Below are 26,083 nucleotides of genomic sequence, written 5' to 3' on the forward strand. Positions count from 1 at the left end.
TGCGCTAACTAATAAGTGGTTAGGAGCTGTTTTTATGCGTAAAAATCATATCTATCGTGCTTATGCTTATCTGCGCTTATCCGTGGAGGATGGCGATCAGATTGAAAGCGACAGCATTAAAAATCAAAGAGTCATAGTACAGCGTTATTGTGGCGGACAACAGGAAATCCAAATCATCGGTGAAGCAGTCGATGATGGGTATACTGGTACAAACTTCAATCGCCCCGGTTTCAAGAAAATCCTGAATCTGATTAAAAGTGGGGAGATTGACTGTATTATCGTAAAAGATCTGAGTCGTTTGGGCAGAGATTTTACGGAAGTATTGCGGTATGTACAGCGTAGATTCCCGGAGTGGGGCGTCCGTTTTATTGCGATTGATGATAACTATGACAGTGAAGCCGAATCCTGCAAAGAGGATTTTCTAACATTACCCATTAAAAGTCTGTTAAATGAAAGCTATCCGGCAAATACAAGTATCAGTATCCGAAATACATTAAAGGCTATGCGTGAGCAGGGACTTTTTGTCGGGGCATACGCGTATTATGGCTATCAAAAAGATCCAAATGATCATCACAGGTTGATTCTTGACCCTATCGCTTCGGAGGTGGTGCGGGATATCTTTCGCTGGAAACTCTGTGGTTTAAGTCAGGATGCCATCGCAACACGGCTTGACAGCCTTGGTATTTTGCCGCCGGCAGACTATAAAGTATCACAGGGGGTCCGGTACAGGACAACATTTAAAAAATATGAACGTAGCCATTGGACTGCCGTAGCTGTAGGAAGAATTCTTAATAATACCGCTTACCTGGGAATACTGATACAAGGAAAAACCACTACTCCGAACTTTAAAGTAAAGAAAATAATCTACAAAAGCGAAGAGGAGTGGGCTGTCGTAGAGGGGGCAATGCCTCCCCTTGTGAGCTGGATTGATTTTATGATTGTCAATCACTTGTTAGAGCATGATACGCGGACAGCGCCTGGTCAGGAAACCGTATATCTTTTTTCTGGGCTACTGGAATGTATAGACTGCCATCAATCACTTGTACGCAAATCCACGAAAGCAGGTGGAAAGGAATATGGATATTATGTGTGCTCTACCAACAGGGAGAATAGCAGGACATGTTCGCCTCACAGGGTTTCAGAATCAAAGTTGAAAAAAAACATTCTTCTGCTGATACAATACCATATTTCTGTTCTTACTGATTTAAAATCAATCTTGTCATATGTTGATACAATACCATTTTCGGACCGCAGGGTACAGAAGGAAAGCTCTCGGATGGAAATGTTAAAAAAGGATTACCAGAGGAATATGAAATTAGCTGCCTCATTATACGGTGACTATCAGGACGAGCTGCTGACAAGAGAGGAATACCTTCAGCTGAAAAAACAGTATTCAAGCCGTTGTACTGAACTGGAAAAGCTGATTGAGCAGCAAAAGGTAGAAAATGATAATATATTTCGGAATATCTGTGGTAAGAATGCATGGATTGATCATTTTTTGCAATTCGGTCAGGTAAAGGAACTTGACCGGAGGCTGGTAGTTAGTTGTATAAAGAGTATTCAAGTCTCCGAAAAGGGAAATCTGGAAATTACGTTCTGGTTTAAAGATGAATTTAGAAAGGTCATAGCAAAAATCAGACAGATTTGTACAGAATTGCCTAACCAGAAAATGGAAACATTCCTGGAAAGCTTAGGGGAAGGCGGTGTCATGTGTGGCTAGAAAAAGCAGAAGGAATCTGGTTGAAGAACAAGTTATTTTCTCACTTAGAGAATACAGATTTGGATCTTATGCACGCTTATCGGTTAGAAGCAATAAAATAAAAAACGATGATTCCATTAGTCATCAGCTGCAGAGAAACGGGGAATTTATAAGCAGGAATCTGTCAGGAAGTATTCTGACCGGTGAATACTGCGATAATGGTGTTTCGGGCACTACATTTAATCGTCCGGGCTTTTCTGAACTGCTCAAAGATATTAAGTCTGGAAAAATCAATGCAGTAATCGTTAAGGATTTTAGCAGATTTGGAAGAAACTATTTGGAAGCGCTGGAGCTGTTAGATGTAGTATTCCCGGAATTAGATGTTCGTTTCATCAGCATAGACGATGGATATGACAGTGCAGATCCACAATGCAGCAAAGAACGAATGGTTTATGTGATTAAACATCTGGCAAATGAATATTACGCCCGTATCTCTTCCAAAAAACTTACCCAGGCCCATGAACTGGCCAGAGGCAATGGGGAGTTCTGGGGAGCGAGGCCGCCATATGGATTTGAGCGTTCAAAAGCCAATAGTAAAATACTCGTGATTGACCCGGAAGCTGCCTCTGTTGTTGTCCGTATATTTAACATGTTTGTGCTGGAAGGATATTCATACTATAAGATTGCCCAAATATTGAATAGGGAGAATATTCCCTCGCCGAAAGCCTATCACTTGATAAAACATGGAAAAGCAGAAAAGGTAGAAAAGAACCCGGAAAAGTATCTGTGGCTGGGCAATTTCATTTCTAGTATCATTCAGAACCCCGTTTATATTGGCTGTTTGGTTACCCATAAAACAGAACAAAGCTATTATAAAGGAAAAAAATTAAAAAGGGTGCCGCGGCAGGAATGGAATATTGAAGAGGATGCTCTACCCCGTATCATAAAGCAGGCAATTTATGACAGGGCCCAAAAGAACGCACAGAAAATCTGGGTGAATAGCTTTACCAGAGAAATTGATAAGAAATATGGATTATTCGCAGGGAAGCTCGTATGTGGAGTTTGCGGAAGGCATATGTCACAAAGCAGGTATCATACAAAGCAGGGAATAGGTATTGAATATCATTGTCCTGGACATGATGTAGCACCTAATCATTGCAAGAACAAATTTATCAATGAAAAAGCAGTATTAAAAGCTGTTACGGTCCTCTTAGATAAGTGGGTCAGTATAGCAATGAAGGAGAAAAAAGCATATAAAAAGGACTCTTTTATAACCAAATTGAAACGGGAATACCAGAATCAGATTGCTGACATTGACCGGGAAATCCAGAGCCTTTTAGTGAGGCAGCAACAATTATACGAAGATTATGTAGATCAGATTCTGGATAAAAGAGAGTACATAGAATTTAAAAGACAGAATATGGAGAAGGTTGATGAACTGAGGGCACTAAAAGGGAGTTTGATTATAGAGTCAAATGATATGGTCAGGAGATATTCTTTAAAGAACAAATGGCTTTCTGCATTGATGGACAAGCAGGGAAATCTCTGCGTGACAGCGGAGATTATTGATGAATTGATTTCGGAAATCAAAATTATAGACAAAACCTCCATGGAAGTTATCTTCAAATTTGAAGATATATTCAGCATGGATTTGATTGCAAAGGCGGTGTGAGGATGAAGAAAAAATTTCTGCTTTTTTATGAACGTCTTTCCAGGGAAGATGGAGACGATGAAAGCTGCAGCATTACAAACCAAAGAAGATTGCTTAACCGATTCAAGGAGGAACACAGTGAATTTCATGATTATCAAGTAGAAGAATTTATTGATGATGGCTACACTGGCAGTAATTTTGTTGAGGTAAGATAACGATACCTTTTTTGCAGAGGGTGTTATCTTACCTCTTTTTGATGTATGTTAGATAGCATAACTCTTTACGTCGGCTCCTATCTGTCTGAAATAGGAGATACTTTCGGTAGGCTTGTCACCTGTATCAACTCTGCCGACAAAGCTATAAAAGATTTCGATTTTGCGGGTGTTCGTTTCCTTATCCAGTTCGTGAATAAGAATACGGTCAATAAATTCATGGACGTTTTCGTAGGTCAGTTCTTCAATCGCTGTGTATCTGCGTACCAGTGCGACAAACCTTTTTACGTCCGCGCTGCGCTCGGTGGCGTTGTCGATTTCCTGTGACAGCTCCGCAATCCTCCGGGTCAGCGTCTTTTTTTCTTCATCATAGCCGGAAGTCAGAAAAGCAAATTGTTCATCTGAAAGTTTCCCTAAAGCGTTGTCCTCGTAGAGCTTGCGGAATAAGATGTTCAGCTCGTTAATACGGTTCTGCGCCTTGTCAAGCTCTTTCCGCTGCTGTGTCAGCGTCTTTTGTACTGCCTTTGCGCTGCACTCGTTGGCTGTTTCGATAAACTCCTGTTCATGCTCTTTCACATAAGACGTTACTCGCTGCAAGTCTGCAAGGACAAGTTCTTTCAATACGCTTTTGCGGATATAATGCGTAGTGCAGAGCATATCATTTCTTGCCCGGTTGCGGTAGTTGCCGCAAGTGTAGGCGTGTTTCCGTTCAAGCGTCCCGGCTCCGCGTACTGCATACATTTTGTAGCCGCAGTCCCCGCAAAAGAGCAGCCCGGAAAACAGGTCAATTTCATCAACCTTTGTCGGGCGTTGCCGGGTGGCAATCCGCTTCTGTGCAAGTTCAAAGGTTTCTTCATCAATCAAAGGTTCGTGAGTGTTGGGGAAGAAATACCTTTTTTCCTCCGGGTTCTTTTTCGTCTTTTTCGACTTATAAGATACCTTGTAGGTTTTCCCGGTTATGGTATGCCCTAAATATTCTTTCCTTGTCAGAATGTCGTACAGCGTCTTATCCGGCCAGTTGTACCATGCGTTGAGCTGTGGGCGGGGGTGGCGTTTGCTCCCTGTCCTGCGGTAGCGCAGTTCCCCGACGGTCAGTATTTCATTGTCCCGCAGCCAGTTCTGGATTTCACACATACGGTCGCCCCGTACATACATTGCAAAAATCTGTTTTACGACGTGCGCCGTTTCCGGGTCGGGTATCAGATGATTGCGGTTATCCGGGTCGATAAGGTAGCCGTAAGGAGCTTCGCCGTTGACGCGCTCGCCTTTCTGCGCCTTTGCCTGTTTGACAGCCCGGATTTTCTTTGAGGTGTCGCGGGCGTAAAACTCGTTGAACCAGTTCCGCAGAGGGGTAAACTCGTTATCTTCCCTTGCTGTGTCTACACCGTCGTTAATGGCAATGTAGCGCACTTCATATTCGGGAAAGACAATCTCTATCAGCTCCCCGGTTTTCAGATAATTACGTCCCAGACGGGAAAGGTCTTTTGTTATGACGGTCGCCACGTTCCCGGCTTCAACCTCATGCAGCATGGCTTGAAGCCCCTCACGCTCAAAGCTCACGCCGGAAAATCCGTCGTCTACGAAAAAGCGCGTGTTGAAAAAGTGGTGTTCGTCAGCATACTTTTGTAAAATCAGTTTTTGGTTCTGTATGCTCTCGCTTTCCCCGGCTTGCATATCTTCCTGGCTCAATCTGCAATATAAAGCGGTAATCTTGTCTGTCTGTAACATTTTGTCCTCCTTTCCGACGACAGACAAGCATGGTATTTGTACTGTCTATATTATACCACATACCGCTGCCTGTGTCATGTATAAAATGTGAAGAAACGCCCTATTTCCGGGCGTTTGCGGGGTTCAGTTCCATGTCTTTGCGAATGAGTTTTTTTATCTTTTTATCCAGTGTGTCCGTTGCGCGTTCACTTGCGGACGAACATACAAGGTAAGTAACTTTTCCTATTTTATGCTCCGTTGTGGTAACGGGCGTTTGGTTTTGCGTCAAAGAAAATCCCCCTTTCTTTCGCAAACATATAATATAGTCTATGAATAGCAGCAAGTCCACTATTCAATAAAACAAAGGCTTTAATCGGACGGTTATTAGCATAACCTCATGGGAATTTCACCCCGGCATGGTTCTCATGCCGCCCTACCCATTGCCTGCGACGCTCTTAACGCTCGGACTGTGGCTGTAAGGAAGTATCATTGTATATTCTGCGTGTCGTCGCCCGCAAGCCGCTACACTTGCTTTCCGGCGCGGTGTTGGTCGCTCGGCTGTCCGGGCGGGGATAACCTCACCCGGATAGCGTCATGGCGCACCCGCCGTATGGCTCGGCGCAAAAGGAACGTATCCGATTTGCCCTATGCTGCGCCGCCGTTATCTTGCGCCGCTTTCTTTGTCAAGGTTCAGAATGGCTTTGCTGCCGCGTCAGCAGCGGAACGGAAAAGGGGGAGAGAGAAAGCGTCCCGCCGCCGCTGCGGTTTATTCCTCTGCCTTAAAGGTGAGGACAGCCATCATCAGTTTTGCTTGCAGCCGTTCCCGAATGTCGTGGTCTACGCCAAAATAGACGTTCCCGCGCTCGTCGTACAGCTTCCGCATGGAGAGGCGGGCTATGTAGCCGCTGAAATGCTGCAAGACAATCTTCATGGCGTCCGGGTCGCCCTTTGTCGCTGCCACAATGACAGGATAAGGAACAAGGGCATTTTCCGGGTAGCCGGGTTCGTTACCATTCGTCCCATTCATCAGCATTTTCCTCCAGATATTTTCTTAATTTCTCAAAAGAGCTTGTCCGCCTGTACTGTATCGTGCTTCTCGACGTGTTGAACAGCTCCGCAATCTCGGTATCGTTCATTCCCTCGAAGTAATACAGCAATATGGCTTTGCGCTTTTCTTCCGGCAAAGTACGGATTGCTTCAAGAAGCAGCTTTGGCGTGATTTTCTTCCCGGCTTTCTCAAAGACGGTTTCGGCGGCTTCACGTTTGAAATATTCATCAAACGTATGAAGCTGCCGCGCTTCGTCTAAGGTCATGTCGGAAAAGGTCACTTCCTTTGCCTTGTGTCTGCGAAGTTCTCTATGGGTGTCGCAAGCTTCATTGTGCAATACCGTATTACAAAACTTCTGAAAAGCACACTGTTTGTAAAACTCCCTGCTATTAGGTTCCACATTCTCACCTCCTTTCTCGTTGGAAAGTTGGTGGTGCTTCCCCCCTTTTCGCGGGGCAATACGGCGTTTTTCAAAAACGCCGAAGATTTTTTGAAATTTCTTCAAAAATTTTTTGAACGTACAAAATGCGCCCGTCCGAAAAGCCCGGACGGGCGCATAGGCATTGTAAGCAGTATCCAGATGATTAGACAGTTCATATATATAAGCGTAGTTTCCCCCGGTGGTGGGCGGGCTTTTTTTGATAAGTCAATAACTGTCGGATTTTGTCGATATGCTTTTTGCTTCATGGCGGCTACCTCCTTTAGCCGCCGATTTCAACAGTGATACCGCGTCATTTCATTAGAAGATAAAAAGAAACGGCGGCTTTGATTTTTCAAAGCTGCTGCGGAAATCAAAGAACGACAAGCAACAGTTCTGATTTTGCTCCAATATGGTTATTAGGGGCACAAATTAAAATCAAAAAAGAGCCGATAACAGCAGTATTTCAAACTGCATATTATCGGCTCTGCGTCTGTGCGTCTGGCTCTTTTAATTAAATTATTTCTGTTGTTTTTTGGCTTTATTATATGTATTAGCTAACTGTCCACAAGCTGCTTTAATCTCTCTACCATGAGAAACTCTCATGGTAACTTCAAGTCCTGTTTGCTCTAATTGATGTTTGAACGCAACCATTTCTTGTTTTTGTGGTGCTCTAATTTTTGAATTACTCGTCGGGTTGTATTGCAGCACGTTAATCATAACATTTTTGCCCTTAAACCATTTTGCAAGTTGCCTTATATCTGAGGAACGGTCATTTATACCTGGTAAAAGCAAATACGCAAATACCACTTTTCGATTATGCCTTTGAGAATAGGACAATGCTTGCTTAACAACATCTTCAATAGCGTACATGTGCATATGAGGAATGATACAGTTTCTCGCAGCCTGTGTTGCTGCATGTAAAGATATTGTCAACTGAATTTTTAGATGTTCTTCGCGCAATTTTTTTAATTGATTAACTGGACCAACTGTTGATACGGTAATGCCGTCGGTTGGAAAGTTAAGTCCATTTCTATCTCGAAGAATATGGATTGCTGCAATCAAGTTGTCGTAATTGAATAAAGGTTCTCCCATTCCCATAAAAACGATACGATTTACTTTTTGACGTATCAATACAACCTGCTGCACAATTTCAGACGGTGTTAGATTACGAACAAAACCATTGCGTCCGGACTCACAAAAAATACAGCCAACAGAACAACCAACTTGCGTACTTACGCAAACAGTCCCACCATCTCGCCGTTTAATAAAAACCGTTTCAATATACCTGTTATCTTTCAATTCATAAACATACTTTTCAGTATCGCTACTTTTATAGACTTTTTTTGTTGATATTGATAGATTTTCTTTGTGAAATGGCTGTTTATACAATTCCGTATATAAGGCTCTTGCTTTATCCTCTCCAATTACTTCCGACATTTCTTTGTAAGTAAATCCGTATGGGTCATTCAATATTTCCGTAGGTGTACTTTTAGGTAAGTGTTTCATTTAAATATCCTTCCTTTTCAAAATTAAAAAGTTTGTTTTTCAGAGTTTTTGATTATGATTTCTAGTTTTTCAACATCAACGATATGCGTTAATTTACATTTAGGGCAGAAAAGAGGAAAATTTCTTAATACCGTATTATAAAATACTTGAACCCTCGTCTTTCCGTTACAAATTGGACATTTTATCCAATATTTTTCAAGCATAATATTTCTCCTTTTGCGCAAAAAAATGCAGGTCAATTCTCAACATGAGCATTGACCTGCATTTATACATATAATACTACAACAAAATTAAGGCATAGTTTTTATACTATGTCTATACGTCGTTAGTTTTGTTGTATAGCATACGCAAAATAAGCATGACAAAAAAGCCCATATTGAAAATGGGAAAAATCTTTTTTGATTTCAATGCTTATCGAATACGCATGCTATGTAACATAAACATTCCCCCCCTTTTATATAATATTATATACAAAAGCAGCTTGTTGTCAACATATATATATATGAATTATTTTGGCTAACTGATAGAACTACGTAGACATATCCAAGAAGAAAGGGGAACAGTAAAATGTAATAGGGTGAATAACTATGGCAAAAAGACCAGTACCACGATACGACTTTAAGGCTTTTGGGGCAGCGATAAAGGCAGCGCGTGAGGGATGCAAGGAGAGCCGCAAGAAAGTAGGCGACGAAATGTTTATCTCGCCGCGCTACCTTGCGAACATTGAGAACAAGGGGCAGCACCCAAGTTTACAGATATTCTTTGAGCTGATACAGCGTTACCATATATCCGTAGACCAATTCCTTTTAGAAACGCCGCCGGAGAAGAACACGCAGCGGCGGCAGCTTGACGCGCTTCTTGACGGTATGAGCGATACAGGCATACGGATTGTAACCGCAACGGCAAAGGAGATTTCCGAAGTCGAAAAAGAGGGCGAATAGGAATGTCCGACTTAAAACTGAACAGGATTTAGAAAGCGTTGTAATCTTTTTTGAGGTTGCAGCGTTTTTCTTTTGCGTAAGTTTGGCAAAATCGCTTTTTCTCCGTAGTAGGTGATAAGAGCCTAAAGGATAAAAACATTCGTAGCAAGCATAGGAAGCGGGTACCACTTCCGTATTTTCGCCCTCCCGCGCTGCGGCGCGTCGGTTGAAAATTGCTTGTTGGGAAGTGTCCCAAACCCTCGGAACGGAAAGGAAAGGAGCGAACACATGGACGGACGCAAAAGGACAGTGCAAATCAAATTCAGAGTGACGGAAGCGGAACGGGATTTAATACTGGAAAAAATGAAGCTCGTACCCACCCGGAACATGGCGGCGTATCTGCGGAAGATTGCCATTGACGGGTATATCATTCAGATAGACCACGCCGATATAAAGGCTATGACCGCAGAGATACAGAAAATCGGTGTCAACGTCAACCAGATAGCACGCCGCGTAAACGCGACGGGGAACGCATACCAAGAGGACATAGAGGAAATAAAGGGGGTGCTTGCGGAGATATGGCGGTTACAAAGATTAAGCCTATTAAAAGCACTCTAAGCAAAGCCCTTGACTATATCGAAAACCCGGACAAGACGGACGGGAAAATGCTTGTGTCCTCTTTCGGTTGCTCCTATGAAACGGCAGATATTGAGTTTGAATATACCCTGTCGCAAGCACTCCAAAAGGGGAACAATTTAGCCTTTCATCTGATACAGTCCTTTGAGCCGGGGGAAGTCGATTATCAGAAAGCCCATGAAATCGGAAAGCAGCTTGCCGACGCGGTAACAAAGGGGCAGCATGAGTATGTACTCACGACGCACATTGACAAAGGACACGTCCATAACCATATCATTTTTTGCGCGGTGAACTTTGTAGACCACCATAAATACAATTCCAACAAAAGGAGCTATTACGGCATACGGAACATGAGCGACAAGCTGTGCCGGGAAAATGGCTTGTCCGTTGTCGTCCCCGGCAAGGGCAGCAAGGGAAAGAGCTATGCGGAGTACCAGGCAGAAAAGACGGGTACAAGTTGGAAAGGCAAGCTGAAAACCACTGTTGACGCGCTTATCCCCCAAGTTTCCAGTTTTGAGGAATTGCTAACGCGGTTACAGGCGGCGGGCTATGAGATAAAGCCGGGGAAATATGTATCATGCCGCGCCCCCGGACAGGAACGCTTCACCCGCCTTAAAACCCTCGGCGCAGACTATACAGAGGAAGCCGTAAGGGAACGGATAGCGGGCAGACGGACAAAGGTGGCGAAAGCTCCCAGAGAGCAGCGCGGCGTGTCGCTGCTTATCGACATTGAGAACAGTATCAAGGCAGCGCAGAGTAAGGGCTATGAACAGTGGGCGAAAATCCACAATCTGAAACAGGCAGCTAAAACAATGAATTTCTTGACGGAACATAAGATTGAGCAGTACGCGGATTTAGTCAGCCGGATTGAGGAAATGGCAGCGGAAAGCGGACAGGCGGCAGACGCATTGAAGAACGCCGAAAAGCGGCTTGCGGAAATGGCGGTGCTTATCAAGAATGTTTCCACCTATCAAAAGACAAAGCCTGTCTATGACGCATACCGCAAGGCAAGGAACAGGGAGAAGTACCGCGCCGGACAGGAACAGGCAATTATCCTCCATGAAGCCGCCGTAAGGTCACTGAAAGCGGCGGGCATTGCGAAGCTCCCGAACCTCGCCGCGCTGCAATCGGAGTATGAAGCCCTCCAAGCGCAGAAAGAAGCCCTTTACGCCGACTATGGAAAATTGAAAAAGAAAGTCCGGGAATATGATATTATCAAGCAGAACATTGACAGCATTTTACAGGCAGACAGACAGCCGGAACGGGAAAAGGAAACAGAACGCGGATAAGGATAGCAAAATCCCCGCCGCTGTGCTATGATAGGGCTATCAAAAAGCAGAGGAGCGTTGAGCATGGAAAACCAGAAAATGCCGGAATATGAAACCATACGCGCCGCCGTTGCCGGGGAGAAATGGGCGGTGGAGAAAGTCGTGGATTGCTACAAGGACGAAATCGACAGGCTATCGACGGTAGCGGTCAGACAGCCAGACGGAAGCACGAAACAGGAAATCAACGAAGATATGCGCCAGTCTATCACAAAGAAGCTGATAGAAGCCCTCCCGCAGTTCCCGCTTGAAGAAATGGAAAAGGGAAATGTCAGATAGGCAAAAAAAGAACAGGGCGCGGAAGCCAGTATATGACTTCCGCGCCCTGTCTTTTTATGGGTGCTGTTTTCGTGAATGTTACGCAGTAGAACGCCATTTTCGGGGGTAAAGGTATAAAGTATCGCCTATCCGATTTTCACGCCCGGAAAGCCCTGTAAATCAAGGGATTTTCCGCACCTACTGCGTAACAGGGGTGCGTCTTTTCCTCATGCGCTCGGCAGCTTGTCTGCGGGTGATACGCTTCCGGCAGACGGGGCAGTATTTGACACTGTTAGAGGTTGACGCAAAGAACGCGCCGCACTCGGTACACTTCTTCTTGTCCCCTGTCTGGTAAAGCTCCGCATAGAGTAGCCTGTCGGCGGGAAGCACCGCAGCCCGGAACCACTTGCAGAGAAGCGAATAGGAAATGAGCTGCGGACAAACGCACTCGTCCCCGTCGTCCAGTAAGATACAGTTCCCGTTATCATAATTGCAGCACGTCCGGCGCACAAGGGCGTTGACTTTCCGGCTCTGGGGCGGCGTCAGCCGCTTAACCCCGTTCATACTTCATCAGCGGCGTAAATGGGAAGCTCTGCAAATTCCGCTTCGGTCAAAGCGTCCACTTTGGAAAGGGTGCGCTTTGCAAGCTCCCGCATATCCGCGTCCATGTAGGGCAGCGCGGCGTTGACATTCTCAATCAAAGCCCGCTTGCCGCCCTCGTTGTAAATGCTCAAAAGGTTTGTTTCTTCAACAGTCAGTCTAATCATGCTCATACCTCCATATCGTGATTTTTTGTTTTTGCCGCCGCCTTTTTCGGGGCGGTCTTTGCCTTGTCTGCTTTAAGCTGCGCCCGGATAGAGGGGCGGGGCTTCCTTATCTTCCTGTCCCGGTTCTCCCCCTTGTCAATCAGCGCATACGTCCCATGTCTGCCCTCGATTTTGGAAAAGGCAAGGGTCTTGTAGGGCAGCATGGAGAAAAGGCGGTCAGTGTCCTTTGTGGCTGCAAGCTGCATGAACGCCGGGGAAAGCTCTACCATGAAATGGGTCTTGTTGGGGCTGTTCGGCGTGTCGTGCCGCTTCATTTCCCGTACAATGCGCCGCGCTTCCGTTTCAATCAGCCCGTCCCGCAATGCGGCGATATGCGCCTTGAAATCCCCCGGCGGAAGCTGCTCCCGGCTGCGCCGTTCTTCCTGTAAGAGCGATTGCAGCGCGTCCGGGTCGTTGGGTACGGCTTCAAAGCGTTCAAACTTTCCAAGCTCATAATCGGGATTGCCGTTGAAAAACTGTCCGGCGGGTATCTCCCGTTCCCCATGCTCATAAATCAGCTTCACCGTATCGGCGGGCAGCTCCTTTTCCTTGACGCGCTCATAATGTTTAGCGTAGTCCAGTTCGTACAGATTGCCCTTGATTTTCCCGCGCTCCGTCCCCGTTAGCTCGATTGCATAGGCAAGGACGCGGTCGCTCGTCTGCTCCATGTAGAAACGCCATGTGTTGTGGGGCGCGGTGTCTTTGAGGAAAACGTCGCGCTCCCGGAAGCAATGCGTCCCGGACGGGCGGCAGAACCACAAAAGGGTCTTGTCCTCCTTGCGGGGGCTTGCCGCCGCCTTTGCGATAATCTCCTTGTCAATCTCCAAGTCGCTCTGGTAAAAGCCTGTGTTCTGCTTCATAACCGCATTGAGGGAAGCGAACAAATCCACGTTCTCAAATTTACTCTGTTTCGGCATGGGTCAGCTCCTTTCCAAATCCTGTAATTTCTGCTTTGCGTTTTTCTTCTGCGCCTTTTCCTTGTCAGCCCTAAGCTGCGCCCGGATAGAGGGCTTCTTTTCCGGCTTCGCTTCCTTGCCGCGCTCTTTGTCGGCTTTGACCGCGTTAGCCAGGTCAACAAGGGAAATTGTTTCTCCCGCCTTAACCTTTGCTTCCAGTTCGTCAACGGTAGGGGTGTTGTTGATGATACCGTCAAAGTTGTTGTCGTTCTGCTCTACGGTGTCCTCGATATGCTTCAAGGGGTTTGCCTTTTCCGGCTGCTCTGCGGCAACAGCAAACGCCCGCGTCCCGTTCCCCATAATCAGATACTTTCCGTCGTCCGACTGGTGGTGAAAGCCATATCCGGCGGCTTCTATCTGCTCCCGGCTCATGGCGGTCACATGGAAAGTCCCCCTCGGTGTCTGGATTGTTTCGCCCGTTGTCAGCTCGTCCGGGGTAAGCTGCTTCTGCTCCTGTAAAAACTCCGGCACTTGCCGGAAGCCTACGCTGTCAACGTAATGCGCGGTGTCCTGTCCGTTCTGATGAAGCACTACCACGTCCGAAACGGAAAGGCTGTGTCCCTTAAAATCTTTTGGGTGGTCGATATTGAAGCGGGTATAAATATCTTCAAGGGAAGTTTCCGGCGCAAGGGGCGCGGAATAGACAAGCTCATAGTTCGCTTTATCAACCACATTTCCCGCCGCCTGCAGGCGGTCGTAAGGCTCAAAGCGGAAGTCCCTTGTTTCGTCCCCGCCCTTTATCTGGTAAATGGAAAAGGTGTCCTTGTCCTGTCCGGTGGTCTGCGCCGTTTCCTGTGCCTTTGCGTAAAGCTGCTTTACGTCGCCCTCGGTCAGCTCGCCGCTTTTGAGCTGCCCCATAAGCTCGCGGCATTTCTCCGGCGTTCCCGTATAAAGCACGTCGCCCATTTTCGCCCGCCCGTTCTCCTGTGTCACATAGGCTTGCAAGAGGTGGCTGTTTTCCCGGCTGTCGCTGTAAGGGTTCCGGCGCACTCTGTAAATCGTTTCCGGGGTAAAGGCTTCTTTCGGGGCTGCTTCCGGCTTTTCTTTCCCGGCTGTATCTGCTTTTTTCGGGGCTTCCGGCTGTGGCGCGGCTTCTTGTCCCTCTCTGGTGGGCTGCTCCTGTCCGGCGGTCTGCTCCTTGTCCTGTGCCTTTTGCAGCTCCGCAAAATTCGCGTCTATGGAATTGATAATCTCGGCGGCTGCGCTGCGTATCGTTTCAAGGGAGCTTTTCAGCTCGGACAGCTCCCGCCCGCTGCTCCACCCGGCGACATAGCCGAAAGAATAGTCCGACGTGTCAAGCCCGTAATGTTGGCAGACGGTATAGGCGACGCTTTCCGCTTCGACTTCGCGGGTGCGGCGGTCAACGCGGGGTTGCTCGTCCTTTGGCGCGTTGAGGTCAATGTCGTGCAGCTTCGCATGGGCGATTTCGTGAATGGCGGTCTTTAAGGTCTGTAATTCGCTCATGCCCTCGTTGATAGCAATGCGCTTGTCCTCCAAGTGGTAGTAGCCATGAGAGCCGCCCTCGATATTCTCAAAGGCGATAGGAACGGGGGAAGTCTTTTCAAGGGCTGCGAAAAAGTCCTTATAGCGGTCAACGTCGCCTGTCAGTTCGTCAACGGCAATGTCCGGCAGTTCCTTTCCCTCGGTCTGGGAAACGTCAAAGACGGATACCACCTTGTAGGCGGGTATGGTGATTTCCTTTTCCTCGGTGACGGGCTTTCCGTCCTTGCCGATTATGGGCTTCTGCGTGTGCGGGTCGATTTTCTGCATTTCCTGTTTGATTTTATAGGGCGACGGGGCAATGATTTTAATTCCCTTTTGCCCTCTCATCACATTTCGCTCAAAGTTGTTCTTCCAAGCGGAAAAGCCCGCCAAAAGGGAAGCGTCCGGCTTCTGCATGGCGATAAGGACGGTGTTTCGGAAGCTGTAATTATGGAATTTTGACATGACTTTCAGATATTCCTTGTAACGCTCGCTGTCAAAGAGTTCCGTAATGCCCTGTTCCAGACGGTCGGTAATCTCTTTTAATTTCTCGGCGGGCTTCCCGGCTGTCAGCACGATAGGGATAACCGGGTGCGGCTCCTGTGGCTGCTCTGCGGCGGTTCGGGCGGTCTGCTCTGTGGCGGCTGCGTCCATAAAGGTCTTGTCCTGTCCGCCGCGTTCCGGCTGTGGGAAGCTCATAACGCGGTATTCTTTGGGTATCTCGTTTTCCGTTCCCCGATACCATTCGGTAAAGGTGTTCTGATTGTTATAGATATAGCCCTGTTCGGTAAACTGCCCCTTATCCTTGCTAACTGCGTCCCGCCCGTATTCTTCATACTTGAAATATTTCTTTGCTTCTTCGGGAAGCTCCAGCTCGTCCAGTTCGTCGATAAGATAATAACCGTAATCTTCTTCGCTGCGGACAGTGGGATAGAGCCAGTAACAGTCAAGGTTTTGTGCAAGGTTGATAAGGTCTTTCATGCTTCCGGCATACTCGCCATGTGTAACCGCCGCCGCAAATTTATCCTTGTCCCCGTCACTCTGCATTTCCAGAAGTTTTCCAAAATAATTCAGCTCGTCCATGCTTGCGCTTTGGATAACGGAAAGCGGCAAGTCAAAGGGGCAGTCCTCCGTAGAAGAATACCCGTTGATGAAAAAATCCTGCGGATTGTCTGCGGTAATGCCGACGCTTTCCATAGCCGCATGAAGCTGCTCTGTTGTGGTCGGCATGGGAAGCCACACGCCGCCCGGTTTGCCTGTTTCAAAGCGGCTGCGGCTGTCGATAAGAATTGAAAACTGCTCGTTTATGGTTTCACGCTCCTTTCTCTGTTCGGTGTCCTGTGGCGGCTCTGCTGTGGTGGGGGCTGCTTTTTCAGCGGTAGGCTGCGCCCGTTCCTCGCCCTCGATAGCATAGCCCGGTAAAAGCTGCCCGTTTACTTTGAAATGCTCTGCATACTCTGGCGGGATAGGCGGCGATACCTCGGTGAATAAATGCTGATAGGCTTTGATACGCCCATTCAGATATTTTTCCATAGCTGCCTTGTCTGCAAAGACTTTCCTTTCCTGTCCGGCGATTTTTGCCTGTCCGTAATTGTGGGGGCTGTTGGTGTAAATACTCCATGAAAGCGTCCACGAATAGGGAATGGATTTCTCTTTTTCCCTGTCATACCGGGTATTCTCGGATATGTGGTAGCGCATTTGGTAGACGCGGTTGCTGATGTGCTTCCCGTAGTCCGTAGCTTCCCACTGGTTCGCGGTATGCGTAGCTTCGGGTGTCCTCACATACTCAATGGCTTTGTCAATGGCAAGGGTCTTTCCCGCCTGTTCGTCCCATGCCGCCGCCTGTTCTTGCAAGGCTTCAAAAGCTGCCTGTTCAGCCGCCGCGTATTCTTCCCGCAATGCCTGTAACTGTTCTAAGGGCAGGGCGGTAAGCCCGGAAAGGTCAGCGGTCTGTTCCTCAAAATAAATATTTCGCTCTATCCGCATACTGTCAGCCGGGTCTAACTTGTCACGCTCAAACATGGAGTAACCTTTTTTCTTTTCCATTCATTCGCTCCTTTCTGAAATGGCGGCGCACCGCCGCGCTTTTGGGGTTCGCCCCGTACTACGGTGGGCTGTGCGTTATGCCAACAATTTTTTCATTTTTTTAGAGGGTTTGGGAAACTTCCCAACAAGCAAAATCCCCGTCCGGCGCGTCAGCGGCAGGACAGGGATTTACGGAAGTGGGTACCCGCTTCCTATGCTTGCTATTCAAGTTTTTAGTTCTTCTGTACTTCGATACGGTAGTTGACGTATTTCCCGCCAGTGTCAGCCAGAACGATAGTTCCGTCATAGGTCTTGCCTGTTTTCGGGGAATAGAGCTTCTTCACATTCACTTTGCCGGATTTAAGGAGCGCGGCGGCAATCTTCGCGGAAAAAGCGGTCTTGCGTTCCTCGAAAAAGCGGTCATTCTTCCACATGACAAAGGCACATTCTTTGTTGCTGCAATAATAGTTTTTCTTCCCCTCATGGACGGGGGAACCGCAACGGGGGCATTTGCCGACAGAGGGCTTTTCCTCCCGGAACAAATCCTTTTTCCCGTCCAGTGCTGCGGCGTGTGTCTGCACAAGCTCCCGCGCCATAGCTTCAATGCCGGACAGAAATTCGCCGGGGTCTGCGGCTCCCTTTGCTATCTGCGTCAGATTGTTTTCCCATTCTGCGGTAAGCTGCGGGGAAGTGAGCATATCCGGCAAGACTGATATAAGGGCGGCTCCGTTCTGCGTGGGGATAAGCTGCTTCCCCTTGCGCTCTGCAAAGCCGCCCTTTACCAGTTTTTCAATGACGGCGGCGCGGGTGGCGGGAGTGCCAAGCCCCCGGCGTTCCGCGTCCGGGTCGGTGTCCCCGTTCCCGGCTCGCTCCATAGCAGAGAGAAGCGACGCTTCGCTGTGGGGCTTCGGCGGCGTTGTGGTATGCTCCGTTACTTTTGCGGCGGGGTTAGGAAAGTTCTGTCCCTCGGAAAGCTCCGGCAGCGTCACGCCCTCATTTTCCCCGTCCTCTGCTTCGGGCTTATCTTTCAGCGTCGCCCGGTATCTGCGTTCAAGCTCTTTCCAACCCTCCGCAAGTACGGTCTTTCCCCTTGCGGTGAAGTCTGTCCCGGCGCATGAGAAAACCGCCGTAACCGCTTCATAAATATGCGGCTCGGCGGTGGCAAAAAGCAGACGCGCCCCCGCAAGGGTAAGGATATTCTTCTCGCTTTCCGGCAGCGCGTCCGGGTCAGCCTTTGCAAGCTCCATAGTGGGAATGATTGCGTGGTGGTCTGATACTTTCTTGCTGTCTAATACCTTTGCAATCTCCGGCGTGAAGTCCGCGCCCGCCATAAAGGGGAGCTTTTCGCAGAGCAGCGCGATAATGTCCGCTGCGGTGCCGCCCATGTCGTCAGTAAGAAAGCTGCTGTCCGTCCTCGGATAAGTAAGGAGCCGCTTTTCATAAAGGGATTGTGCAAGGTCAAGGGTCTGCTTTGCGGTGTAACCGAAAATGCGGTTCGTTTCCCGCTGCAAAGAGGTAAGGTCAAAGAGCTTTGGCGGGGCTGCGGTTTTCTTCTCTCTGGTAAGGGAAACGCATACCGCCTTTCCCGCTTCGCAAGCCCCTTTCAGCGCGTCGGCTTCTGCCTTGTCCGAAATCCTTTCGCTTGCCGCGTCCGCGCCGGATAAATCAAGGCGAACATGATAATATTTTTCTTTCTGGAAATGGGAGATAGCCGCGTCCCGGTCGGTGAGCATTTTTAAGGTCGGGGTCTGGACGCGCCCCACGTTCAAGGTCTTTCCATACAGGCAGGAGAAAAGCCGGGTGGCGTTAATGCCGATAAGCCAGTCAGCCTTTGCGCGGCAGAGGGCGGACGCAAAGAGCGCGCCATAGTCCCGCCCGTCTTTGAGGGAAGCAAAGCCCGCCTTAATCGCCCCGTCCTCCATTGAAGAAATCCACAAGCGGCGCATGGGCTTCTTGCAGCCCGCCACTTCGTAGACAAAGCGGAAAATCAATTCACCCTCGCGCCCCGCGTCACACGCATTTACCACTTCGGAAACGTCGGCGCGGTGCATAAGCTCTTTAATGGTTTTGAATTGCTTCCCCTTGTCCGGGTCAACGGCGTACTGCCATTCCTCCGGCAGAATGGGTAAGCTGTCAAAACTCCATTTTTTATATTGCTCCCCGTAGGCGGCAGCTTCCGCAAGCTGTACCAAATGCCCGACGCACCATGAAATGAGGTAGCCGCCGCCCTCGATATACCCGTCCTGTTTCCCCTTAATGCCAAGCGCGGCGGCGATAGTCTGCGCCACGCTCGGCTTTTCTGCAATCACAAGTCTAAATGCCATGAAAAAATCCTCCTTTCAGCGTTCCGGCGCGGTGTGCTTCTTCTCCTGTGCCTGTTTCAGACAATAGCCGATACAGGGGGATTGCGCCTTATAAGGGCAACGCATACACGCCGGGGATTTTGGAACGGGCGGCGCACTGTCACGCCGCCCGGTGGGTCTTTGTACCATCATTTTTTCTAAAGGGTTTTCGGTAAAAAGCGTCATGCTTCCTCGTCCTCCTGTTCTTCATCAGAAAGCCCGTCCCCCTCGTCCTCGTCGTAATCGTCAAAATCGAAATCTTCAAGGTCGGTGTCGCCCTTGACGTTCTGCTTTGGCTTCATAAACTTAAAATAATAGAACGCGCCCCCGCCGCCAAGAAGTGCCACGACAAGGAAAAGCACAAGCCCGCCTGTATTGCCTTTCTCTTTGGGCTGCTCTGTTGGTTTCTCGGTTTCCGGCTCCGCTTCCTTGCCGCTGCAAGCGGTCATGTTGTCCTTGCAGACAGGGCAGCTCACATTTACCTTTCCGGCTTCGCATTTATCGGTGCAACTGCAAACGGCGGGCGGGGCTGCTTCGGTGCTTCCGTCCTCCATGAGTGCCATAAGGTCGGCTTCGTCCACTTGATTAAGGAAATGTACGGTGTCCTCGCCCTCGTCGTCCCGGTCGATAAGGATATAAAAGTAATTGCCGTTTTTGGTCGTCACTGTGATAAGCTGCTTGTTGCCGCCGAAATCGTCTACAAGGGTCGCGTTCCCGTCCGGGGTAAGGGGTTCTTCCTTTTCGGGTTCCTCATAGACAACGCCGCTGTCGTCGGTCGCGTCCTGTCCCTCCGGGGTCTGTGCAAAGGCGGTGACGGAAAAGCCGCCCGTCAGCATGAGGGCGGCGCAGAGTGCGGTCAAGGTTCTAAGGATTTTCTTATTCATTCTCGGTGTCCTCCATTTCTTCGGTGTCGTGGTCTGCGGGTTCTGCGGGGTAGCCCGGCGCGGCTTCCATGCCCGGAATACCGCCGCCGGAAAGCATAGCGGAAAGCTCATGCGGGGAAAGGCGCATGGAGCGCACAAGCTGTACGATTTGCAGGTTTTCCGCTTCGGTTTTCTGCGCTTCAAGCCCCCTTAATCTGTTCTGGTACTCGGTGATTTTCTCGCGGGTCTTTGCAATCTCTTTGTCGATACGTTCAATTTTGTTCATAGCCATCAATAAATTTCTCCTTTCTTTGCTCAAAAATATGTTAATTCCAGTTCATCAGCCCATAGCCTTTGATACAGGAGTAATTGACGGGGTAGCTCTTTATCTTGCAGGCGTCGCCGGAATTGCCCTCGACGGTATAGACGCGCTCCCCGTCCGTTCCGATAACAAGCCCCACATGGTCTGCGCTCCCGTCCCCGTCCCAGTCGAAAAAGATAGCGTCGCCGGGGGCGATATTCTCATAGCCCCTCGCGCCCCATTGCCCGCGTGACTGGAACCAGGGTACGCCCTGTGACTGGCACCCGGCAAAGCGCGGCTCGCTCTTTCCGGCTTGATTGTAGCACCATGAAACGAAACAGGCGCACCATTCCACGCGGCTGTTAAATCCGTACCAGCTCCAAAAGGGTCGCCCGCCCACGTTGCCGACTTGCCGCTTCGCAAGGTCTACAACGGCGGTGTTGCCGGGGCGTGTGCCGTTTACAAGCTGTACGCCGCTTAAATCCTCGGACGCGCCCATATCGGGGGAGCCGCCGCCGAAAATCAGCGGTTTGTTTCCGCTTGTTTCCAGATAGACGCGGTACATTTCAAGCTGCTGTGGCGTTAGAAGTTCCTCCGCAATCTCGGAAATGGGCTTGTTCGTCAGCTTCACGTTGAGGATATGGTACTCGTAGGGTACTTCCTCGGTGGTCGTTTCCCCTGTTTCCGGGTCTGTGCTTGTTTCTGTGCGGTAGCGGATTTCCGTTTCTTCTGTCAGCGTCAAAGTGTACTGCATGGCAAAGACGCGATTTAGCTCTGCCTGTGCGCTCTGCGGGGTGTAGGTCTGTAAAAGGGCGGTGAGGTAGGACGCTAACTCATGGGGGTTATGCCCGATACTGTCAAGGTCATAGCGGTATTCGTCATAGCCGGGGTGGGTGCTTTCGATATTGTCAATCTGCTGCTGAAGCTCGTTTTCCTTTGCGGCGTAATTGTTCTCCGTCGCCACAAGGTCGCTGTCCTCCGACGTGTAGGAAGTCCCAAGTATGCCGTTCATCAAGCCGGAGAACATGGAACCGCAAGAGGAAAGCCCCGCCGATACCATGATGAATAAGAGTAGCGCGGCAACGGCGATACATACGCCCGCCGGGTGCCGCCCTACAAAAGCGATTGCCTTTTTTGTTTCCTCGGCGGTCTTTTTTGCCGCCTTGCGGGTGTTCTCTGCGGCTTTCTGCGCCGTTTTTGCGCCGCCTTTCCTTGCCGACTTTGCATACTGCCGCTTGATTTGCTGCTTCTGCATGAAGCGGGAAAGGGGATTGCCCGCAATCTGCGGATTGTCATGCAGGGCTTTATGGTACTGAAAATCCACATTCGCCTTGAACGCCGCTTTCTCTGCCTTTGCCGCCGCCCGGTAGGGTTTGAGCTTGTGGCTGTGGTAGCCCTCCTTGACTTTCCGCGCCCCGTACTTTGCGCCGCGCTCTGCCAGTTCTTCGGATTTGTGCGCCCCCTCAACGCCGGAATTGTCCTTTTCAACGGAATGTATCTTGTTGTGGACGAAAATACCCGCTTCCTGTGCGGGGCGGGATAGCGGGTTATTGTGGGGCTTATTCTTTCCTATGGGCTTTTCCTGTTCCTCAAAATGTAGGCGGGTCTTGCCTTTCCCGGTGGCTTCATCAAAGGTGCGCTCCCGTACAAGTTTCTTTTCTTTGGGGATAGCCGCCTTTGCCGCGTCCAGACGGTCGGCTGCTTTGTCCGATTTTCGGATATACCTTTCAAGCTCCGGCGTTGCCCGTTCCTCGTCGGTAAACTGCAAGCGGGAAGATTTTTCTTTTGCTGTGGCTTCTGCCTGTGCTTTCCTCGCCGCCTTTTTGCTCGCCTTTCTGGTACGCGCCCCGTCGATACGTTCCAAGACGCGCTCGGCTGCTGCGGTGTCCTGTTCCCGTTCTGCCCCCGGCGCATGGGGAAGCGGCGGCGTGTCGGTTAAGGGCGGGGAAGTTGCGCCGCCCGGTAGGGGCTGCGCTGCCTGTTCCGGCTGCGGTGGGGCTTCGGTCTTTGCAAAGTCCGCGTCCCTTATCCGCTTGCTGATACGTTTCTTTTTCCCGGTAGCGGCGTTTACCTCGACAGCCCCCTCGCGGGTCATTTTCTGCGTGACTTTTTCACGCGCCTTATATTGTTTTATGTGTCTGTCCCTCCAATCCGCGCCCTTGCAAGGGCGCAATACTCGGCGTTTATCTCAATGCCTATATAATGCCTGTCAAGCTGCTTTGCGGCTGCCCCCGTCGTGCCGCTGCCGAAAAAGGGGTCAAGCACAACGCCGCCTTTCGGACAGCCCGCCTTGATACAGGTTTCGGCAAGTTTTGGCGGGAACGCGGCGAAATGCCCGCCCTTGTAGGGAACGGTATTGATAAGCCACACGTCCCGCCTGTTCCGCATGGTCGGCATGAGGGCTTCGTCGTAGTAGCTGCCGCTTCGCGCCCGGTTAAGCCCCTGTACGTTCCCCTGTCCGGGTACTTCGTCCGCATATTTCTGTCCCGCGCTGCGCCCGGTGCGGTACCGCGCCGCCGTTGTGGGGGCTAACGGCTCGGCTATGGCGGCTGCGTCATAAAAATACTTCTTTGACTTCGTAAGCAGAAAGATATGTTCATAGCAGCGGGTAGGGCGGTCTTTCACGCTCTCCGGCATGGGGTTTTCTTTCTGCCAGATAATGTCGCTCCGTAAATACCACCCGTCAGCGCGTAGGGCAAAGGCTAAAAGCCAAGGGATACCGATTAAGTCCTTTTGTTTGCAGCCGGAAACGCGGTTGTTTCTTGCAATCTGCTGTCCGTTTCTGCCTTTCGGGTTCTTCGGGTCTGCATGGTAGCCTTTATTTCCTGTGCCGCAGTAGGTGTCCGCGATATTCAGCCAGAGCGTACCGTCAGAACGCAGTACCCGGCGCAGCTCGCGGAAAACCTCGGTCAGCCTGTCAATGTACTGCTCCGGCGTGTCCTCCCGCCCAATCTGCATATCAAGCCCGTAATCCCTAAGCGCATAGTAGGGCGGGCTTGTGACGCAACAGTGTACGCTTTCCTCTGGAAGCTCCCGCAAGGCATAGAGCGCGTCCCGGTTGATGATTGTGTCAGTTTTCAGCCCGTTCATGCTTCGCCCACTTCCTCCGGCTTCGTCGTCATTACCCGGTAAAGCTCGGTGTCTTTCGGGAAGCGGTCTACAAAGGGCAGCACCACGTTCCCGTAGAAGATAAGCCCCTCGCCCGCTTCGGTGTGGGTGACATACTTCATCTGCTGCGGGGAGATGTTGAGCTGCTTTGCAAGGATAGCCCGGTCGCCCGCCGCCTGATTGAGCATGAGGACAAAATCAGAGTTTTCAAAGATATTCTCCACTTCGCGGGAAGCAAGCAAATCTTTGACGTTCTGCGTGATTGCTGTGGGTATGCCGCCCCATTTTCTGAAACGCTTCCAGATTTCAACGGAATAGGCGGCGGTCTGTTCCTCTTTCAAGAGAAGATGAAATTCGTCCATAAAATACCGGGTGGATTTCCTTTCTGCCCGGTTGACGGTGACGCGGTTCCATACCTGGTCCTGCACAATGAGCATACCTAATTTTTTGAGCTGCTTCCCAAGCTGCTTGATGTCAAAGCAGACAAGGCGGTTTGAAAGCTCTACATTCGTCCTGTGGTTAAAGACGTTAAGGCTCCCGGAAACATAAAGCTCCAACGCCGCCGCGATACGCGCCGCTTCCGGCTCCGGCTGCTTCAAAAGCTCGTTGTAGAGGTCGCCCAAGATAGGCATTTTCTCCGGGTCGGGGTCTGCAAGGAAAGGGCGGTACACGTTCCTAACAGCGCGGTCAATGACGGTCTTATCGACGGGCTGCAAGCCCTCCTTGCCGCCTATGACAAGCTCGCAGAGGGAGAGGATAAAGTCGGATTTCAGCGCAAGGGGGCTGTCGTCCTCGCTGTAATTGAGGTTAATATCCATAGGGTTCACATACTGGGGCTTCCCGTCAATGCCCTTGCCCGTAGGCGATAACCGTATCACTTGCCCGTCAAGCCGCTGCACAAGGGAAAAATACTCTGCTTCCGGGTCGCAGATAATTATGTCGTCGTCGGTAATGAGGAAAGCGTTTGTCATTTCCCGTTTGGCGGCAAAGGATTTCCCGCTTCCCGGCGTACCCAAGATTAAGCCGTTGGGGTTCTTTAGCTGCTTGCGGTCGCAGAGTATCATGTTGTTACTAAGGGCGTTTAAGCCATAGTACAAAGCCGCGCCCGTCTGAAAAAGCTCCTGCGTGATAAAGGGGATAAAGATAGCGGTGCTTGACGTGGTAAGCCCTCTTTGAATGGGGATAAGGTTCTCCCCAAGCGGTACAGAGGACATAAGCCCCGCTTCCTGTTGGTAGTCAAGGCGGGTTAAGGCGCAGTTGTTCTTCTGTGCAATGCCCGCCGCCGCGAATACGTCATTTTCCAGTTTCCTTTTTGTGTCTGCCATGTTCACCACAAGGAACGTCAAGAGGAACATTCTTTCATTCCGGCTCTGCAAGTCCTGTAAGAGGTTCTTCGCTTCGCTGCCGAAAGTGGCAAGGTCGGACGGGATTATATCCATGTCGTAGCCGCTGCGTACCGCTTTTTTCTGTTCTTCGATTTTCATTTTGTCAAGGTCGGTGATTTTCCGCTTGATTGTCTTTATGGCTTCGGTCTGGTCGATACTGTGGATATGCAGATTGACGATAACGCCCGTTTCCAAGTCCAGAATGTCAGATAAGATACGGTCGTTTAATTCCGGCGCAAGGATTTCAAGGAATGAAACCGCGCCGATTTTGCGCCCCATGCGGAAATACCGCCCCTCGCCAAAACGGAAAGAGGACGGGGCGATAAAGTCCTTTGTGGAAAGCCCGGACGGGGCAAGCCATGAAAAATCAAAGGCAAACTGCCCGCCCTCCGGGTGGAAAATGCCATGCAGCATTTTAAGGCGTTCATAGCCTGTCATGGGGCGGGCAGACACGCCCAAGAGCTTAAAGTTGTTGAGTACGTCCGTTTCGATACGGGCAAGGCGGGATTTCGCCGCGCCCAGACTGTCGGCTTCAATGGCAAAGGTGATATATTTTGCTTTGACAAGCCCGTTGTTGCCCTTTGCAAGCTGGTTTTTCAGCATATCCCGGTATTCTGTGCGGATAGAATTGAAAGCGTCCTCCTGTGCCGGGATATTGACCGCCTTTTCCGCTTCGCCGCGCTGCGTCCCCTGATTGATGAAAGAGAGCTGCACCGAAACGGAAGCGTCAAAGTAGTTGAGGAAGTCGCACCAGTTCTCAAAAATGGCGGTCTTGTCGTCTGCCTGTGCAAGCTGATAGTTAATATCTTCAAAGGCGACGGTCTTTGAGTATTTCCGTCCCGTAACCTTGCAGATACCGTCCGGGTACATCTGGATATAAGGGATTGTCTGCTGCGCGGTGTGCGCTTTCCCGTCGCCCTTTGCCTGTCTGATGATTTCCGCAATCTGCTTTTTCTCGGCGCGGGTGAGCTTGCGGGGCGGGTTAGGCTTTGCGCTTCCCGCCGCGCTGTTTCTTCGTGTTTCCTTTTGCAATCGCTGATACCTCCTTTTCAAGTTTTCTCTGCCGTTCTAAGACGGAATAAAAGTTGTCTGTCCTGTATGGTCGTTCTTTGGGGGCTATGAATTTCGTCTGAATGATGTTCTTCACCACCACTTCAAGGGGCTGTCCATGCTTCTCATACATGGCAAAGAGGAAACAGGGCAGCATGACGGCAATCATAGCCATAGACGCAAGGCTTGTGCCTGTGCTGTCTTTGAGCAGAAAGAAAAGCGGCAAGCCGAACAGGAGAGCCGCCGCAAAACATACAATCTGCCGTTTGGTAAGGTTGAACGCTACTTTTGTCTTGACTTTGGATAAGTCTTTGGGTACGGGTACATACGCCAAGTGAAAACCTCCTTTCTCTGGGTTTGGTGTTGCTGTAACTTCCCATAA

Annotated in this window: 26 protein-coding genes; 7 read left to right on the forward strand and 19 right to left on the reverse strand. The window is 49.8% G+C overall.

Features of this window, described 5'->3' with window-relative positions:
* Nucleotides 1-34: 34 nt before the first annotated feature.
* From MCJ35_RS01655 to MCJ35_RS01665, 3 genes are read left to right on the forward strand one after another with little or no spacing between them, the layout of a single operon-like run.
* Complete coding sequence (locus MCJ35_RS01655) at nucleotides 35-1,720, forward strand: recombinase family protein (RefSeq protein WP_006567759.1); 1,686 nt, start codon at nucleotides 35-37, stop codon at nucleotides 1,718-1,720.
* On the forward strand, nucleotides 1,713-3,371 hold the full coding sequence (locus MCJ35_RS01660; protein ID WP_024739136.1) for a recombinase family protein: 1,659 nt from the start codon (nucleotides 1,713-1,715) through the stop codon (nucleotides 3,369-3,371). The genes MCJ35_RS01655 and MCJ35_RS01660 overlap by 8 nt, the downstream gene beginning before the upstream one ends.
* Before the next feature lie 2 nt (nucleotides 3,372-3,373).
* A complete protein-coding gene (locus MCJ35_RS01665) occupies nucleotides 3,374-3,565 on the forward strand; it encodes a recombinase family protein (RefSeq protein WP_120056026.1) in 192 nt (63 codons plus the stop codon).
* Between the two features lie 48 nt (nucleotides 3,566-3,613).
* Here the strand turns inward: MCJ35_RS01665 and MCJ35_RS01670 are convergent, their stop codons facing one another.
* The 7 genes from MCJ35_RS01670 to MCJ35_RS01695 all read right to left on the reverse strand — a co-directional run bounded on the left by MCJ35_RS01670 (nucleotide 3,614) and on the right by MCJ35_RS01695 (nucleotide 8,447).
* Nucleotides 3,614-5,290, reverse strand: a complete 1,677-nt coding sequence (locus MCJ35_RS01670) for a recombinase family protein (protein WP_002569190.1) — start codon at nucleotides 5,288-5,290, stop codon at nucleotides 3,614-3,616.
* A gap of 100 nt (nucleotides 5,291-5,390) precedes the next feature.
* Nucleotides 5,391-5,618 carry a transposon-encoded TnpW family protein gene (locus tag MCJ35_RS31570; protein WP_004613661.1) on the reverse strand — a complete coding sequence of 76 codons (228 nt, stop codon included), beginning with the start codon at nucleotides 5,616-5,618 and terminating at the stop codon, nucleotides 5,391-5,393.
* Between the two features lie 417 nt (nucleotides 5,619-6,035).
* A complete protein-coding gene (locus tag MCJ35_RS01675; protein WP_002569189.1) occupies nucleotides 6,036-6,296 on the reverse strand; it encodes a helix-turn-helix domain-containing protein in 261 nt (86 codons plus the stop codon).
* The gene (locus MCJ35_RS01680) at nucleotides 6,277-6,717 is read right to left on the reverse strand and encodes an RNA polymerase sigma factor (protein WP_002569188.1); all 441 of its coding nucleotides are present in this window, start codon (nucleotides 6,715-6,717) and stop codon (nucleotides 6,277-6,279) included. The genes MCJ35_RS01675 and MCJ35_RS01680 overlap by 20 nt, the downstream gene beginning before the upstream one ends.
* 101 nt (nucleotides 6,718-6,818) lie before the next feature.
* Nucleotides 6,819-7,004 carry a hypothetical protein gene (locus MCJ35_RS01685; RefSeq protein ID WP_009243795.1) on the reverse strand — a complete coding sequence of 62 codons (186 nt, stop codon included), beginning with the start codon at nucleotides 7,002-7,004 and terminating at the stop codon, nucleotides 6,819-6,821.
* 250 nt (nucleotides 7,005-7,254) lie between these two features.
* A complete protein-coding gene (rlmN, locus tag MCJ35_RS01690) occupies nucleotides 7,255-8,244 on the reverse strand; it encodes a 23S rRNA (adenine(2503)-C(2))-methyltransferase RlmN (protein WP_002569187.1) in 990 nt (329 codons plus the stop codon).
* A 23-nt stretch (nucleotides 8,245-8,267) separates the two neighbouring features.
* On the reverse strand, nucleotides 8,268-8,447 hold the full coding sequence (locus MCJ35_RS01695; RefSeq protein ID WP_002588768.1) for a cysteine-rich KTR domain-containing protein: 180 nt from the start codon (nucleotides 8,445-8,447) through the stop codon (nucleotides 8,268-8,270).
* A 384-nt stretch (nucleotides 8,448-8,831) separates the two neighbouring features.
* Here MCJ35_RS01695 and MCJ35_RS01700 point away from each other — a divergent pair, with 384 nt between their 5' ends.
* The 4 genes from MCJ35_RS01700 (at nucleotide 8,832) to MCJ35_RS01715 (ending at nucleotide 11,404) form a co-directional block, all read left to right on the forward strand.
* Entirely contained in the window at nucleotides 8,832-9,185 is a 354-nt protein-coding gene (locus tag MCJ35_RS01700; protein ID WP_002569186.1) for a helix-turn-helix transcriptional regulator, read from the forward strand.
* 267 nt (nucleotides 9,186-9,452) lie between these two features.
* Nucleotides 9,453-9,782: a plasmid mobilization protein gene (locus MCJ35_RS01705; RefSeq protein WP_002569185.1), complete on the forward strand. Its 330-nt coding sequence runs from the start codon at nucleotides 9,453-9,455 to the stop codon at nucleotides 9,780-9,782.
* Nucleotides 9,743-11,089, forward strand: a complete 1,347-nt coding sequence (locus tag MCJ35_RS01710) for a relaxase/mobilization nuclease domain-containing protein (RefSeq protein WP_002569184.1) — start codon at nucleotides 9,743-9,745, stop codon at nucleotides 11,087-11,089. Before MCJ35_RS01705 ends, MCJ35_RS01710 begins: the two co-directional genes overlap by 40 nt.
* Nucleotides 11,090-11,152: 63 nt before the next feature.
* A complete protein-coding gene (locus MCJ35_RS01715; RefSeq protein ID WP_002569183.1) occupies nucleotides 11,153-11,404 on the forward strand; it encodes a helix-turn-helix domain-containing protein in 252 nt (83 codons plus the stop codon).
* 177 nt (nucleotides 11,405-11,581) lie between these two features.
* Here MCJ35_RS01715 and MCJ35_RS01720 read toward each other — a convergent pair whose 3' ends face one another.
* The 12 genes from MCJ35_RS01720 to MCJ35_RS01775 all read right to left on the reverse strand — a co-directional run bounded on the left by MCJ35_RS01720 (nucleotide 11,582) and on the right by MCJ35_RS01775 (nucleotide 26,035).
* Nucleotides 11,582-11,947 (reverse strand): cysteine-rich VLP domain-containing protein, encoded by a 366-nt coding sequence (locus tag MCJ35_RS01720; protein ID WP_002569182.1) that lies wholly within the window; start codon nucleotides 11,945-11,947, stop codon nucleotides 11,582-11,584.
* Nucleotides 11,944-12,156, reverse strand: coding sequence for a transposon-transfer assisting family protein (locus tag MCJ35_RS01725; protein ID WP_004607965.1), 213 nt, complete (start codon nucleotides 12,154-12,156; stop codon nucleotides 11,944-11,946). The genes MCJ35_RS01720 and MCJ35_RS01725 overlap by 4 nt, the downstream gene beginning before the upstream one ends.
* Nucleotides 12,153-13,106: a hypothetical protein gene (locus MCJ35_RS01730; protein ID WP_002569180.1), complete on the reverse strand. Its 954-nt coding sequence runs from the start codon at nucleotides 13,104-13,106 to the stop codon at nucleotides 12,153-12,155. Before MCJ35_RS01730 ends, MCJ35_RS01725 begins: the two co-directional genes overlap by 4 nt.
* A 3-nt stretch (nucleotides 13,107-13,109) precedes the next feature.
* Complete coding sequence (locus MCJ35_RS01735) at nucleotides 13,110-16,673, reverse strand: YodL domain-containing protein (RefSeq protein ID WP_002569179.1); 3,564 nt, start codon at nucleotides 16,671-16,673, stop codon at nucleotides 13,110-13,112.
* Between the two features lie 212 nt (nucleotides 16,674-16,885).
* Nucleotides 16,886-18,976 carry a DNA topoisomerase 3 gene (locus MCJ35_RS01740; protein WP_002569178.1) on the reverse strand — a complete coding sequence of 697 codons (2,091 nt, stop codon included), beginning with the start codon at nucleotides 18,974-18,976 and terminating at the stop codon, nucleotides 16,886-16,888.
* Between the two features lie 15 nt (nucleotides 18,977-18,991).
* Entirely contained in the window at nucleotides 18,992-19,180 is a 189-nt protein-coding gene (locus tag MCJ35_RS01745) for a hypothetical protein (protein ID WP_002569177.1), read from the reverse strand.
* On the reverse strand, nucleotides 19,177-19,878 hold the full coding sequence (locus tag MCJ35_RS01750) for a DUF4366 domain-containing protein (RefSeq protein WP_002569176.1): 702 nt from the start codon (nucleotides 19,876-19,878) through the stop codon (nucleotides 19,177-19,179). Before MCJ35_RS01750 ends, MCJ35_RS01745 begins: the two co-directional genes overlap by 4 nt.
* Complete coding sequence (locus tag MCJ35_RS01755; RefSeq protein WP_002569175.1) at nucleotides 19,871-20,149, reverse strand: DUF4315 family protein; 279 nt, start codon at nucleotides 20,147-20,149, stop codon at nucleotides 19,871-19,873. Before MCJ35_RS01755 ends, MCJ35_RS01750 begins: the two co-directional genes overlap by 8 nt.
* Before the next feature lie 34 nt (nucleotides 20,150-20,183).
* The gene (locus tag MCJ35_RS01760) at nucleotides 20,184-22,253 is read right to left on the reverse strand and encodes a C40 family peptidase (RefSeq protein WP_002569174.1); all 2,070 of its coding nucleotides are present in this window, start codon (nucleotides 22,251-22,253) and stop codon (nucleotides 20,184-20,186) included.
* Nucleotides 22,254-22,288: 35 nt separating this feature from the next.
* Entirely contained in the window at nucleotides 22,289-23,248 is a 960-nt protein-coding gene (locus MCJ35_RS01765; RefSeq protein ID WP_002569173.1) for a DNA-methyltransferase, read from the reverse strand.
* Entirely contained in the window at nucleotides 23,245-25,683 is a 2,439-nt protein-coding gene (locus MCJ35_RS01770) for a VirB4-like conjugal transfer ATPase, CD1110 family (protein ID WP_002569172.1), read from the reverse strand. The genes MCJ35_RS01765 and MCJ35_RS01770 overlap by 4 nt, the downstream gene beginning before the upstream one ends.
* On the reverse strand, nucleotides 25,634-26,035 hold the full coding sequence (locus MCJ35_RS01775) for a PrgI family protein (RefSeq protein WP_002569171.1): 402 nt from the start codon (nucleotides 26,033-26,035) through the stop codon (nucleotides 25,634-25,636). The genes MCJ35_RS01770 and MCJ35_RS01775 overlap by 50 nt, the downstream gene beginning before the upstream one ends.
* Nucleotides 26,036-26,083 lie beyond the last annotated feature (48 nt).

The organism is Enterocloster sp. OA13 (genome assembly GCF_022440595.1).
Taxonomy (GTDB): domain Bacteria; phylum Bacillota; class Clostridia; order Lachnospirales; family Lachnospiraceae; genus Enterocloster; species Enterocloster hominis.

Bases quoted from the DNA above. Each gene is read 5' to 3' on its own strand.
- MCJ35_RS01655 (WP_006567759.1), top strand. From the start codon at position 35: ATGCGTAAAAATCATATCTATCGTGCTTATGCTTATCTGCGCTTATCC.
- MCJ35_RS01715 (WP_002569183.1), top strand. From the start codon at position 11,153: ATGGAAAACCAGAAAATGCCGGAATATGAAACCATACGCGCCGCCGTT.
- MCJ35_RS01760 (WP_002569174.1), bottom strand. From the start codon at position 22,253: ATGACCCGCGAGGGGGCTGTCGAGGTAAACGCCGCTACCGGGAAAAAG.
- MCJ35_RS01755 (WP_002569175.1), bottom strand. From the start codon at position 20,149: ATGGCTATGAACAAAATTGAACGTATCGACAAAGAGATTGCAAAGACC.
- MCJ35_RS01750 (WP_002569176.1), bottom strand. From the start codon at position 19,878: ATGAATAAGAAAATCCTTAGAACCTTGACCGCACTCTGCGCCGCCCTC.
- MCJ35_RS01670 (WP_002569190.1), bottom strand. From the start codon at position 5,290: ATGTTACAGACAGACAAGATTACCGCTTTATATTGCAGATTGAGCCAG.
- MCJ35_RS01740 (WP_002569178.1), bottom strand. From the start codon at position 18,976: ATGGCATTTAGACTTGTGATTGCAGAAAAGCCGAGCGTGGCGCAGACT.
- MCJ35_RS01700 (WP_002569186.1), top strand. From the start codon at position 8,832: ATGGCAAAAAGACCAGTACCACGATACGACTTTAAGGCTTTTGGGGCA.
- MCJ35_RS01675 (WP_002569189.1), bottom strand. From the start codon at position 6,296: ATGAATGGGACGAATGGTAACGAACCCGGCTACCCGGAAAATGCCCTT.
- MCJ35_RS01720 (WP_002569182.1), bottom strand. From the start codon at position 11,947: ATGAACGGGGTTAAGCGGCTGACGCCGCCCCAGAGCCGGAAAGTCAAC.
- rlmN (WP_002569187.1), bottom strand. From the start codon at position 8,244: ATGAAACACTTACCTAAAAGTACACCTACGGAAATATTGAATGACCCA.
- MCJ35_RS01685 (WP_009243795.1), bottom strand. From the start codon at position 7,004: ATGAAGCAAAAAGCATATCGACAAAATCCGACAGTTATTGACTTATCA.
- MCJ35_RS01765 (WP_002569173.1), bottom strand. From the start codon at position 23,248: ATGAACGGGCTGAAAACTGACACAATCATCAACCGGGACGCGCTCTAT.
- MCJ35_RS01665 (WP_120056026.1), top strand. From the start codon at position 3,374: ATGAAGAAAAAATTTCTGCTTTTTTATGAACGTCTTTCCAGGGAAGAT.
- MCJ35_RS01745 (WP_002569177.1), bottom strand. From the start codon at position 19,180: ATGACGCTTTTTACCGAAAACCCTTTAGAAAAAATGATGGTACAAAGA.
- MCJ35_RS01705 (WP_002569185.1), top strand. From the start codon at position 9,453: ATGGACGGACGCAAAAGGACAGTGCAAATCAAATTCAGAGTGACGGAA.
- MCJ35_RS01735 (WP_002569179.1), bottom strand. From the start codon at position 16,673: ATGGAAAAGAAAAAAGGTTACTCCATGTTTGAGCGTGACAAGTTAGAC.
- MCJ35_RS01710 (WP_002569184.1), top strand. From the start codon at position 9,743: ATGGCGGTTACAAAGATTAAGCCTATTAAAAGCACTCTAAGCAAAGCC.
- MCJ35_RS01695 (WP_002588768.1), bottom strand. From the start codon at position 8,447: ATGCTTGAAAAATATTGGATAAAATGTCCAATTTGTAACGGAAAGACG.
- MCJ35_RS01730 (WP_002569180.1), bottom strand. From the start codon at position 13,106: ATGCCGAAACAGAGTAAATTTGAGAACGTGGATTTGTTCGCTTCCCTC.
- MCJ35_RS01725 (WP_004607965.1), bottom strand. From the start codon at position 12,156: ATGAGCATGATTAGACTGACTGTTGAAGAAACAAACCTTTTGAGCATT.